We start from the raw sequence: 12,212 nt of genomic DNA on the forward strand, positions 1-12,212 counted from the left end.
CCGGGTCTCTCACTTTCGGATGGGTGAAGGGTCAGCCGATGCGGCTTTCGAGATAACCGGCCCACCGCCGCTGCACGAGCTGGAAGGCGGACACGAGTGCGAACGTCAGCACGAGATAGATGGCAGCGGCCGTCACATAAGGCTCGAACTGAATGTAGTAGTTCAGCGTGATGTTGCGCGCCACGCCCGTGACTTCAAGGAGAGTGACCGTGCTTGCGAGCGATGTGGCATGCAACATCATGATCATCTCGTTGCCGTAGAGCGGCAGCGAACGGGTCAGCATGGCGGGAATGAGAATGCGGCGGGCTTGTACGAGGCCGGACATGCCATAGGCCCGCGCTGCTTCGATCTCGCCCACCGGGATGTGGCGTAGACCGCCTGCGAAGATTTCGGTGGAATAGGCTGTCGTATTGAGCACGAATGCCGCGATGACGCAGACCATCGGGCTGGAAAGCCATGGCCAGAGCACACTTTCGCGCACCAGACCGAACTGCGCCAGGCCAAAGTAGATCAGGAACAGCTGGACGAGAAGCGGTGTGCCGCGAAACACGAGGGTATAGGCCATAACTGTGTAGCGAAGAGCCGCGTTCTCGCTGTTTCGCAAGAAGGCGAGTGGAATAGCGAGAAAGAAGGAGATGCCGAGCGACGCGAAGGCAAGGATCAGCGTCAGCTTGGCGCCTTCGAGATAGAGCGGCAGGTTTTCGACTATAACATCCCAGTTCATGACAAGACCTTTCGGGTGCCGACGTCGAAGCGGCGCGCGACGAGGAAGAGCAGCAACATGGAGACAAGTGTCACGGCAAGATAGAAGCCAGCGGCGATAAGGTAGAAGGTGAACGGCATGGCCGTGGCTTCCGCCGCCCCCTTTGCGCGGAACATGACGTCCTGCAGGCCGATCAACGAGACCAGTGCCGTGCCTTTCGCCAGAACCAGCCAATTGTTTGTAAAGCCTGGCAGGGCGAGACGGACGAGCTGCGGCAGGATGATATGGGTGAACATGCGGCGGCGTGTCAGTCCATAGGCGATTGCCGCTTCGATTTGCCCGCGCGGAATGTTTTGCAATGCCGTCTTGAACGTCTCCGTCATGTAGGCGCCAAAGATGACACCGAGTGTCGCGATGCCTGCGGCGGTCGGAGAGAACTCGACGCGGAAATCCCAGCCAAGCATCTCTATCCACTGGTTCAAAAGCGCCGGCAGGCTATAGAAGATCAGCAGCATGATGACGAGATCCGGGATGCCGCGCACGACAAACGTATAGATGCCGGCGACCGCGCGAAGGCCGGCACTTGCCGAGAGTTTTGCAAAGGCGGCCGTGAGGCCGAGAAAGGTCGCCACCAGCAGCGACAGGACGGCAACCAGCAGGGTCGTGGACCCTGCTGACAGAATTGCCGCGGCGTAGTCGGCGACCATACGCTTATTCGCCGAAATACTTGGCGTTGAGCGCGTCGAGCTTGCCGCTTTCACGGACGGCCGCTAGACCCTTGTTGATCTCTTCAACAAGTGCAACATTCTTCTTGTTGATCGCGATCGCGACCCCCTCACCGAACTCCTTGGCGTCCTTGCCGGTCAGCTGTGGGCCAACGAGCTCGAAATCCTTGCCGGAATCGCTTTTCAGGAAGCTGTGAATGATCTGTGCTTGATAGCTGATATGCAGATCCGCGCGGCCTGCTGAGAGTTCGAGATAGGGCGCACTGCCGCTGTCATAGCGCTTGATGGTCGCCTGGCGGAAGTGGGCCGTGACATAGGCGTCCATCGGAGTGCCGGTCTGCACTGCGATGACCTTGCCCGCGAGGCCCTCCGGTGTGATGTCGAGGCCCGCACCCTTCTTGGCGACGAAGCGGAAGGTCGGATGACTATAGATGTCGCTGAAGGCAATGACCTGGCGGCGTTTGTCCGTTACGGTCAACTGCGAGATCAACGCGTCATATTTGCCGTCGATGAGACCGGGGATCATCCCGTCCCATGCGGCGTTGAAAATGTTGCAATCGAGCTTTGCGGCTTCGCAGATCGCCTCCATCAGCTCGATGTCGTAGCCTACGACTTTGCCGCTGGCATCGACGGATTCAAATGGTGGAAACGTCGCGTCGGTGGCGATCTTGATCTGATCGGCATGGGCCGGATTCAGCATCGTGCCTGTGGCGATCAGGGTTGCGAATAGGGAAATGGCTGGCAGTCGCATGGTGGCTCCTCTGGAGTTGTTGTTGTTTGGCCAAGATTGAACGGGAGGGTGAAAGGGTGGGTGCGAAGGCTAGTGCTTGAGGCGCCCGGCAAGGAATTGCTGCAGTCGCGCGCTCTTCGCGTCCTTGAAAATTGCGTCCGGCGTCCCTTCCTCCTCGACACGACCCTCATGGAGAAAGAGCACGCGGCTTGACGCATGGCGCGCAAAGCCCATTTCGTGGGTCACGACGACCATCGTGCGCCCTTCGTCCGCGAGAACCTGCATGACCTTCAGCACTTCGCTGACAAGTTCGGGATCGAGCGCTGACGTCGGCTCGTCGAACAGCATAACGTCCGGGTTCATGCTAAGTGCACGGGCGATCGCGACACGCTGTTGTTGACCGCCAGACAGATGCGCCGGATACTTGTCGAAAACGGCTTGGCCGAGACCGACCTTTGCAAGATTTGCCTTCGCATGCTCGGCCGCTTGCGCCTTCGGAAGACCGAGCACGCTCATCGGGGCCTCCATGACGTTGGCGAGCACACTCATGTGGGACCATAGGCAGAAGTTCTGGAAGACCATGGCGAGCTTTGAGCGGACCCGCCGAAGTTGGTGGCGATCCGTCGGCCGCAAGGTACCGTCACGCTCCCTTACAGTGGCGAGAACCTCACCATCGATTGCGATGGTACCCGCGCTAGGACGCTCCAGAAAATTGATGCAGCGAAGGAAGGTGCTCTTACCGGAACCGCTCGCGCCGATCACGCTGATGACGTCGCCGGCATTGGCGCTGAGTGAAACACCCTTGAGCACCTCATGGCCGCTATACGACTTGTGAATGTCCGTGGCGGTCAACATCGGCATCTTTCCACTCTAGGCTTTGCGCGTCTGCATAATTATTCGGCTATTTACGCGCTTGATGCAATTTTGCACAATTGATGAATCCTCACGCCAAAGATGACCAGACATCATCTATGACGTCTGCGTAGCGGCTGATATCGCGGCACAGCCAACAGAAAATGTGAAATTCTTTCATTGGTTTGAAATCTGCTGGCTATGGAAGCGTCTCAAGCGCGATATCGCGGCCAAAAGCAGTCAAGAGCCAGCGGAGAAAAAGGCGTGCCCCGGCACGATGCATGCTCGCCGTGTTACACACGACGTGCCAGCCACCAAAGGCATCGATCGAAAACGGGAAAGGCTTGATAAGAATACCGCGCCTGAAATCACCGCCCGACAAAGTGTCGCTGACGAGGGCCACGCCGGTTCCATGGACGGCGAGATCGATCGCCATGCCCAGATCGCTGCAATAGAGATGGCGCGCCTCCTGGTCGGCGCCCGGAGCCCCCGCCTCGAAGAACCACCGCCGCCATTCCGATCCATCGTCCCAGTGCAGAAGGGTAACGCGGTGAAGATCCGAAGGATGGCTGAGGCTCCCACCGATGCTGTCGAAGAGGACAGGGCTGCAAACCGGAGTGATGTTGACATGCGCAAGGAGCGTCGACCAGCGATCCGCCCATCCCCCCGCGCCGAAGGAGACGCCGACGTCTATGTCGCTCAGCTCATGCACCCTCTGGTTTTCAACCAGTCGTATGTGACATTCTATTGCTGGGTGGTCGCGACAGAACTCATGAATATTTTTCGCAAGCCAAGTGTTAGCGAACATGGGTGGGCACGCGATATCGAGCCGCCCCTGAACCTGGCCCGCATCTGATAGCCGAAGAGCCGCGCCAATTATATCTTGCATTGCAGCCGAAACCACCTTCGCAAAAATCCGTCCGGCATCACTGAGCACGACGCTTCGCCCAGACTTTTCGAATAAGCTACACCCCAGCGCTTCTTCCAGCCTGCGGATCTGGTGGCTCACAGCGCTATCGGTCAAAGCGAGTTCTGAAGCAGCTTTCGTAAAGCTCTGGTGGCGGGCAGCAGCCTCGAACGTTTTCAACGTAGGAAGCGGAAGGTTGCGCAGACTATTCAACGGGGCTCCTTAGACTGGCGATCGTCCACTTGCTACTTTGCTACGCAGTCACGCCCTTGTGGCCTGCTGGAGACCGTGCAACAACTGTGAGCGGACATTTAACAGTTCGTAGTCGCGTGTTACCGCGCCTCAGTCTCTGCTTGCAAAAAGTTTCGGGCAACCCCCAAAATATCGACATGGCGTCGCGCCGTGCAAGACAGCTGTTGATGGGCGCTACCATCTGAGTGGAGCCCTTCCGCCCATATAACACGCCTATCACCGTCGAGAGGGAAGCCCGTTACCAGCCTCCGGTAACGAAACGCCGAGCTCGCGTTCGAAGGCGGTAAGAGCCTCTTCACTTGGCAGCTCGACTGCGGATTCCCCATCGAAAGATCGAAACTCGATCGGCCCCGACGCCCCTTCCACAACCTTGATCACCATGGAGTTCCTCTCTTTCCTTAGAAGAGGGGATCTGCTGCGATACTGTGCCCGCCATCGTGCGGAATGGTCACACCGTTGTTCCGCTGCGCTCCGTCCCCGTTATAAATTCTTTCAGAAAGTTGCGTCAATTAACGGCCAGATAATACCAGTAAGTTCGGACCTACTTAATGGTCGAAAGCTTGGCGGAAAATCGGAAGCCGAGAGCGTGAACAGCGTGCACCGGCAGCTCTGTATCCACAGCCCTCGCCTTTTGTCTCAACCGACGCAGGTCGGCATCGACACGGCGACTTTCAATGTCGATCTCCCGGTAGCCAAGCGCCAGGGTCAGCTCCTCTCGGGACGCTGTTTCCCCGCCCGCCTGAGCCAGCCGATCCACGAACGCCGCTTCCCTGCCTGAGAGCTTGATTGACACACCTGTCGGGGCCATAAGGCGTTGCCCAGCGCGATCGAATGTCCAAATGGCGTTTGATGTAGTCTCACCTTTCGCAACGACCTCGGCCCGACGAAGACGGCGCGCAAGGTTCCTGATGGCGAGAACGAGTTCCGCGCCATCCACGGGCTTGATAAAGAAGAGGTCCGCACCATCCTGGTATCCAACCACCGTGACGATGGGTGTCGCCCGGCGACTGCGCCTGCTCGATGTTGCGCGACGGTTTGGTCACGTCATCATCGAAGACGACTATGATAACGAGTATCGCTTTGACGGTCGCCCGATCCTGCCGCTTGCAGCGCGGGCCGAAGGCGATTTGCCGATCATCTATATCGGTTCGCTGTCCAAGCTGCTGGCTCCGGGCATACGCGTCGGCGATGCGGTCGCGCAACCGCAAATTCTCATGCAGATGACGGACCGGCGCGAGGCACTGGACCGTCAAGGCGATCTTCCGTTGGAACATGCGCTCGCCGAGCTCATCGAGGATGGAACGATCAAACGCCACGCCCGCAAGGCGCGACGGGTGTATCATGCGCGTCGCGACCTCATGGCGCGGCTGCTGAGGGAGCGGCTATCGGAAGATACGCAATTCTCGCTGCCGGCAGGCGGGTTGGCCATCTGGTTGCGCCTGAACGAAGGGCTGAGCGCCGAGACCTGGGCTGCGAGCGCGGCCGAGCTTGGACTATCCGTCATGCCGGGAATTCAATTCGATCTGGAGACCGTAAGGCCAGCGGAAGCTTTCCGGCTCGGTTTCGCCGGTCTTGACGAGAACGAGCTGGTACGTGCCATCGATATGTTCGAGCGATCGAAGCCGACCCGTTAGGAAGCTCGTCGTGTCGGGGTGGGTACGGCAACAACTATAACCGGCCCAGAACGTTTCTCCAATCCGCCCCTCCTTGGTGGTCTTCATCGTGACTAGACCCTGCAAACGCACAGGAGAGCGTCATGGTGACTGGTCACTGACGAGACGAGGTGGTATTCGCCCACCACGTCGTCGGTGTTCGAGGGATTGATGTTGCGGATCGCGTCCGTGCCGACCCACTCGCCGGCGATCAGGTTCTGGTGGATCGTCATGGCAAACTCCTCGCCCACACATTTCAGTTGGCGGCCGCCTTCGATCGAAAGCGGCCGATCTCTTTTCACGAGCGCTTGTGTTTGCCGATGAGCGCTTCCATCATCGCCATTTCCGCGTCGGTCAGGTCGTGTAGCGGCGAGCGGACAGGGCCGGCATCGAAGCCCTGGAGGCGCACACCCGCCTTTACCGCCGAGACCGCATAGCCCTTGGCACGGTTGCGGATGCCCATGAACGGGTAGAAGAAGTCGATAAGGATCTTGTCGCACTTTGCCCGCTCGCCGGCACGCAGCGCCTTGTAGAAATCGATCGCCAAACCCGGTACGAAATTGAAGACGGCGGAAGAATAGGTGGTGAAGCCGGCGCCGAGATAGGCTTCTGCGAACAGTTCGGCCGTCGGCATTCCACCGAGATAGGTCAGGCGGTCGCCCATCTTGGCGGTTATCTGGCGAACCAGCCCAATGTCCCCGGTGCCATCCTTGAAGCCGACAAGGTTCGAGCAAGCATCGCAGAGCCTTGCCAAGGTGTCCGCCTGAAGCACGGAGTTATCGCGATTATAGACCATGACGCCCATTCCGGTCGCATCGCAGACGGCCTTGATGTGACGGTAGAGACCCTCCTGCGGCGCATCGATCAGGTAGTGGGGCAAGAGCAGGATACCGTCCGCGCCGGCCTTCTCGACGGACCTGGCGATTGAGACTGCGATGTCGGTTCCGTATCCGCAGCCCGACACGATCGGCGTGCTGCCAGCGGCTTCCTTGGCGACGCGGACGATTTCGGGGATTTCGTCCGGGGTGAGCGAGAAGAATTCACCGGTACCGCCGGCGGCAAACAGCGTCGCCGCCTCGAAACCGGAAAGCCAGTTGACGTGTTCGGCATAGCTTTTCGCATTAAACTTCCCCTCAGCATCAAAATGCGTCACGGGGAAGGAAAGCAGTCCAGCACCAAGCACGTGTTTCAGGTCTTCAGTCTTCATGGGTGTAACCCTCCAGTTGGCGGAAGCCTCGTTACGGAAGAGACTTCCTCGATTGTGTTGAGGTCGCTTAGTTGGTGAGCGATGCGACCATGGCGGCCAGCCGATCACAGGCTGTTTCCAATTCGCGGTCAGAAGCCGCTATCGACAGACGGATAAAATCGGGAGCGCCGAACGCGGCACCCGGGACACTCGAAAGGCCGAATGTCTGCAACAGATGTGCCGCAAACGCGGTGTCGTCGCCCAGTATTTCTCCATCGGCAGTCCTGCGGCCAATCAGTCGCCCGACGCCGATGAAAGCGTAGAAGGCTCCATCGGGCGCGATGAAATCGATGCCCTCGATCTCGGCCAACCGGCCGGCCACGATCTTCGCCCGCCCGGCAAATATTCGAGCGCCCTCGCCGACAAAGGCCTGATCTCCGGTCAGGGCCGCGAGCGCTGCCGCCTGAGCCACGGGCGATACGCATGAGACGCTCTGAGACTGCATCTTGTTGAGCGCCGACATTAGCGCTCTCGGACCGGCAGCATAGCCTAGCCGCCAACCCGTCATGGCGTAAGCCTTCGAAACGCCGTTGACGATCAGCGTCCGGTCCCGCAGTTGCGGGCAAGCCTCGCCGAAGGAAATGAAGGGCGTGTCGCTCAAGAGCACATGTTCGTAGATCTCGTCGGAGACGACCAGCACACGCGGATGGCGCGCCAGCACCTCGGCGAGCTTGTGAAATTCGTCGGCGGAATAGATCGCCCCCGTTGGATTGGACGGAGAATTTAGCATCAGCCATCTGGTCTTCGGTGTGATGGCCGCTTCCAACTGCTCGGAGGATAGCTTGAAGCCCGCATCCGCGCCGCAATTTAGATAGACCGGTTCGCCCCCATGCAGTGAGACGATATCGCCATAAGATACCCAGCAGGGAGTGGGGATGATGACCTCATCGCCCGGTTCCAGCGTTGCGAGGAAAACGTCAAACAGGATCTGCTTGGCGCCATTGGCGACCATCACCTCGTCAGCGGAATAATCCAGTCTGTTTTCCGTCCTTAACTTCTTGACGATTGCCTGGCGAAGGTTTTCCATTCCCGCAGGCGCGCCGTAGCGGATTCCGCCCTTGCGGATCGCATCAACGGCGGCTTCCGCCACATGCGTAGGTGGCTCGAAATCCGGCTCACCCAGGGACAGGTCGATAATGTCGTGGCCTTCCGTTGCCAGCTTCTTTGCTGCCATGGCAATCGCCATGCTCGGCGACGACTTGATACCTGCAGCACGGCGGTTCTCGAAACTCATTTTTGGCTCCCTTGAAGAATGTTCTCTGACAGAAACCGGGCGAGGCCCTTGACTCGCCCGGCTCCCTTGGGAGGGCTATATCGAGGTGACGTAGTCGAAGGCCACATCGCGTTCAGCAGCTGCCGTATCGCGCTGGTCGACCGGACCGTAACCGCCGCCGCCGGGAAGCTGCAGGATCAGCCTGCGGCCGGACGGAACATGCTGACGCCCTTTGGTCGCGAGCTTTGTGCCGTCATCGAGCAGAACCGCGCCGGCCGCGCCATTCTCACCGCCTTCACGACCGCGCGGCGGATGCTCGACGCGGTCGAACATGGCATTGAAGTGCATCTCGTGGCCATCGGTTGGCGAGATCTCGACGACTTGGCCAAGCCCGCCCCGGAACTTGCCCGCGCCGCCGGAACCGTCACGCAATTCCTTGCGCCAGAAGATGACTGGGCCGACATGTTCCGTGGCTTCGATCGACATGGAATGCACGCCGCTTGGAAACGCCGTGGCGCTGAGGCCATCGAGCGTGGAGCGAGCGCCGGCGCCACCGCTGTTGAATAGCAGGACTTCGGCGCGATGGCCGCCATTGGCCGGGGCCCTCTCACCCTGCAGCGGTCGAACGCTGACATGCAAGTTCCAAAGGGCGCCTGCCCCTTCCGCCGGCACCTTGCCCGGCAGAATTTTGTGCACGGCACCAAGCACCGCATCGGGGACCAGGTGACCAAGCACGTGGCGCACAGATACCGGCGCCGGATGCTGGGCATTGAGAATGCAATCCTTCGGCGCCATGACCCGGAACGGCAGAAGTGAATAGTGGTTATTGGGAATATCGGGTGCAATCGCGACCTTCATGCCGTAGCAAGCGTAAGCCGCGGAGTAGATGATCGGGCAATTGATGCCTTTTGGGCTCGGCGGCGAAGTACCCTCGAAATCGGCGAGGATGTGATCGCGCTCAACATCAAGGCGCACCGCGATGTCGATCGGCGAACCGTAGCCATCAACGCGCATCGTGTTGGAATAGGAACCTTTCGGCAAAGCTGCGATGCGCTCGATCGTCGCATCATAGCTACGCTTGAAGATGAATTCGCCGAGCGTCTCCAGATCGTCGAGGTCGAACTCCTCCATCATGTCCATCAGGCGGCGATGGCCGATCTCGTTGCAGGCGGCGAGCGAATAGACGTCACCGACCACCTGATGGCTCTCTCGCACATTGTTGTGCAGGATGTTGACGAGATCCTTGTTGACCTTGCCGCGTTCCGCAAACTTCATGATCGGAACGAAGATGCCCTCCTCGTAGACCTCGTTTGCATCAGGACCAAAACCGCGACCGCCGACGTCCACCACATGCGCGGTGCAGGCGAAGTAACCGACCAGAGCGCCATTGCGGAAGCTCGGAGAAACGACGGTAAAGTCGTGCAGGTGGCCGGTGCCTTTCCAGGGGTCATTGGTGATGTAGACATCGCCTTCGAAAATGTTTTCAGGCCCGATATCGCGAATGAAATGGCCGACTGCCTCAGCCATGGCGTTGACGTGACCCGGCGTGCCGGTGACTGCCTGGGCAATCATCAGACCGCCACGGTTGAACACACCGGCGGAAAGATCTCCGGATTCACGCACGCTGGTGGAAAAGGCGGTGCGGATGAGGGTAACGGCCTGTTCTTCGACGACGGAGATCAGCCGGTTCCACATGATCTGCATGTGGACATCGGAAAGTGCGTTGGTTTTCATGTCAAATCCTCCGTTCAAGCGTTCTGCTTGACGCGTACGAGCAGGCATCCATCGGCCTGCATGATGACTTCGCGGCTGGCGGTGATGATGGTCGAGGTTTCGCGTTCGGTGATGACGGCAGGACCGGAGACGAAATCGCCGGTCTTCATGTCGGCGCGTGCAACGACCGAGGCCGTCTGGAAGCTGCCGACCTGGACGTCGAAGATCTCGCGTGTGCCCCTGACCTTGGCTTCGGTGCCCTTGGCCGTCTTGCCGATCCGTGCCGGCGGCGCGACGGTCGAAGTGGCACGCAGCGACCAGCTGACGATTTCGACATCGAGGCCATCGATGAGGCGACCGAAGAAGTGCTCATACTGCTCGTCGAAGAGTTTTCTGAACAGTTCACCGTCCGCATTCGCATAGTCGCGAACTTCAATGGTAACAGGCACTTCCCAGCCCTGCCCGACGTAACGCATATAGGCCGTGCATTCGAGATCGGGATTGGCTTCAGGTGAACCGGAGCGGACGAAGGAAATGGCCTCGGCGCTGAGGTCGGCGATGGTCAGGTTGATGGCGTCCGCATCGAAGCGGCTAAGGCGGCTATAGGCGCTGCGCACGCTTTCAAAACCGAAAGGCGCGCGCAGGAAGCCGATGGCGGAACCGACACCAGCGCCCGGCGGGATCAGGAGTTCGGCCATGCCGAGCTTTTCGCAGAGACGGCTGGCATGGATGGGAGCGGCACCGCCGAAGGCGATCATAGTGAACTCGGAGAGTTCCTTGCCGTTTTCCACCGCATGCATGCGGGCGGCATTGCTCATGTTTTCGTCGACCACTTCGCTCAGGCCGTAAGCGGCCGTTGCGATATCGGTCTCAAGCTTGGAAGCGAGATCCTTATCCATCGCCTTGTCGGAGGCCGGGCGGTCGAGCTTCATGGCGCCGCCGGCAAATTCGTCGGGGTCAAGACGGCCGAGGATCAGGTCGGCATCGGTGACCGTCGGATTGGCACCGCCGCGACCGTAGCAGGCCGGGCCCGGCTCGGAACCAGCGCTGTGCGGGCCGACGCGGATCTGGCGCATGCTGTCGATGGTGGCGATCGAGCCGCCACCGGCACCGATCTCAACCATTTCGATGACCGGAATGGAGATCGGCATACCGCTGCCCTTCTTGAAGCGCCAGGTGCGGGCGACTTCGAAGGTCTTGGATGTCTTGGGGGTCTGCTTCTCGATCAGGCAGATTTTGGCCGTCGTTCCGCCCATGTCATAGGAAAGAACCTGATCGAGACCGTAGCTGCTGGCGATATGGGCGGCGAAGATGGCGCCGCCGGCCGGGCCGGATTCGAGCAGACGCACCGGGAATTCTATGGCGCTTTCGACGCTGATGATGCCGCCGCCGGAATGGATCATGAAGACCGGGCAGCGCGTGCCTTCTTCGGTCAGGCGACCGACGAGGCGGTTGAGGTAGGAGGCCATCAGGGGTTTGACGAAGGCATTGGCGCAGACGGTGTTGAAACGTTGGAATTCGCGCATCTGTGGTGAGACTTCCGACGAGATCGACACAGAGATGTCGGCCTTCTTGGCGAGAAGCCGGTCGCGTACGACTTTTTCATGAGCGCCATTCAGATAGGAATGGATGAAGCCGATGGCGACGCTTTCGTAACCAGCGGCGATGATGCGGTCGCAGAGCGCATCGACTTCCGCGAGGTCCAGCGCCTTCAGCACCGAACCATCGGCACCGATACGCTCATCGATGACAAAGCGTTCGTTGCGGGGGACGAGCGGCGCGGGCAGCACGATATCGAGATCATACTGTTCGAAGCGGCTCTCGGTGCGCATCTCGATGACGTCGCGAAACCCCTTGGTGGTGATGAAGGCTGTGCGCGCGCCGCGGCGCTCGATCAGCGCATTGGTGGCAAGCGTCGTGCCATGGATGATTGTGTCGATGTCCGAAAGTTCGACACCAGCCACCTCGGCGACCTCGCGAATGCCCTTGACGATCGCGTTTTCGGGATAGGAATAATCGGTCAGCACTTTCATCGAATGGAGCGTGATGCCTACCTCCATCGCAACGTCGGTGAAGGTGCCACCGATATCGACACCAACCCTGATCTGCTTGCCATCTTTCGCCATTGTATGCCTCATGCTCCGTAAGCGAGCTGTTGTTGCGCCTTGCCCGAAAAGTTTAAATTTCGGCGTGCAGAGGCCTCTCCCCGCCCGCACTCA

General features: G+C 59.6%; 12 protein-coding genes. 1 reads left to right on the top strand and 11 read right to left on the bottom strand.

Features of this window, described 5'->3' with window-relative positions:
- Positions 1–31: 31 nt before the first annotated feature.
- The 6 genes from MKI86_RS21880 to MKI86_RS23935 form a co-directional block, all read right to left on the bottom strand.
- A complete protein-coding gene (locus MKI86_RS21880) occupies positions 32–724 on the bottom strand; it encodes an ABC transporter permease (RefSeq protein WP_241605310.1) in 693 nt (230 codons plus the stop codon).
- Complete coding sequence (locus MKI86_RS21885) at positions 721–1,410, bottom strand: ABC transporter permease (protein ID WP_241605312.1); 690 nt, start codon at positions 1,408–1,410, stop codon at positions 721–723. Before MKI86_RS21885 ends, MKI86_RS21880 begins: the two co-directional genes overlap by 4 nt.
- Positions 1,411–1,414: 4 nt before the next feature.
- Positions 1,415–2,179 (bottom strand): transporter substrate-binding domain-containing protein, encoded by a 765-nt coding sequence (locus MKI86_RS21890; RefSeq protein WP_241605314.1) that lies wholly within the window; start codon positions 2,177–2,179, stop codon positions 1,415–1,417.
- Positions 2,180–2,248: 69 nt separating this feature from the next.
- A complete protein-coding gene (locus tag MKI86_RS21895) occupies positions 2,249–3,019 on the bottom strand; it encodes an ABC transporter ATP-binding protein (protein WP_370880044.1) in 771 nt (256 codons plus the stop codon).
- A 190-nt stretch (positions 3,020–3,209) separates the two neighbouring features.
- A complete protein-coding gene (locus MKI86_RS21900) occupies positions 3,210–4,130 on the bottom strand; it encodes a LysR substrate-binding domain-containing protein (protein ID WP_241605318.1) in 921 nt (306 codons plus the stop codon).
- A 580-nt stretch (positions 4,131–4,710) separates the two neighbouring features.
- A complete protein-coding gene (locus MKI86_RS23935) occupies positions 4,711–4,977 on the bottom strand; it encodes a helix-turn-helix domain-containing protein (protein ID WP_370880045.1) in 267 nt (88 codons plus the stop codon).
- Positions 4,978–5,158: 181 nt separating this feature from the next.
- On the opposite strand from MKI86_RS23935, the gene MKI86_RS21905 reads away from it, so the two are divergent.
- Entirely contained in the window at positions 5,159–5,803 is a 645-nt protein-coding gene (locus tag MKI86_RS21905) for an aminotransferase class I/II-fold pyridoxal phosphate-dependent enzyme (protein ID WP_241605412.1), read from the top strand.
- 92 nt (positions 5,804–5,895) lie between these two features.
- Here MKI86_RS21905 and MKI86_RS21910 read toward each other — a convergent pair whose 3' ends face one another.
- The 5 genes from MKI86_RS21910 to MKI86_RS21930 all read right to left on the bottom strand — a co-directional run bounded on the left by MKI86_RS21910 (position 5,896) and on the right by MKI86_RS21930 (position 12,119).
- Positions 5,896–6,054 (bottom strand): hypothetical protein, encoded by a 159-nt coding sequence (locus MKI86_RS21910; protein WP_241605428.1) that lies wholly within the window; start codon positions 6,052–6,054, stop codon positions 5,896–5,898.
- A gap of 65 nt (positions 6,055–6,119) precedes the next feature.
- Positions 6,120–7,028, bottom strand: coding sequence for a 5-dehydro-4-deoxyglucarate dehydratase (gene kdgD, locus MKI86_RS21915; RefSeq protein ID WP_241605320.1), 909 nt, complete (start codon positions 7,026–7,028; stop codon positions 6,120–6,122).
- 67 nt (positions 7,029–7,095) lie between these two features.
- On the bottom strand, positions 7,096–8,301 hold the full coding sequence (locus tag MKI86_RS21920) for a pyridoxal phosphate-dependent aminotransferase (RefSeq protein WP_241605322.1): 1,206 nt from the start codon (positions 8,299–8,301) through the stop codon (positions 7,096–7,098).
- A gap of 75 nt (positions 8,302–8,376) precedes the next feature.
- Positions 8,377–10,014, bottom strand: a complete 1,638-nt coding sequence (locus MKI86_RS21925; protein ID WP_241605324.1) for a hydantoinase B/oxoprolinase family protein — start codon at positions 10,012–10,014, stop codon at positions 8,377–8,379.
- 14 nt (positions 10,015–10,028) lie between these two features.
- Positions 10,029–12,119 (bottom strand): hydantoinase/oxoprolinase family protein, encoded by a 2,091-nt coding sequence (locus tag MKI86_RS21930; protein WP_241605326.1) that lies wholly within the window; start codon positions 12,117–12,119, stop codon positions 10,029–10,031.
- Positions 12,120–12,212: the final 93 nt, after the last annotated feature.

The organism is Shinella sedimenti, assembly GCF_022601905.1.
GTDB classification, from domain to species: domain Bacteria; phylum Pseudomonadota; class Alphaproteobacteria; order Rhizobiales; family Rhizobiaceae; genus Shinella; species Shinella sedimenti.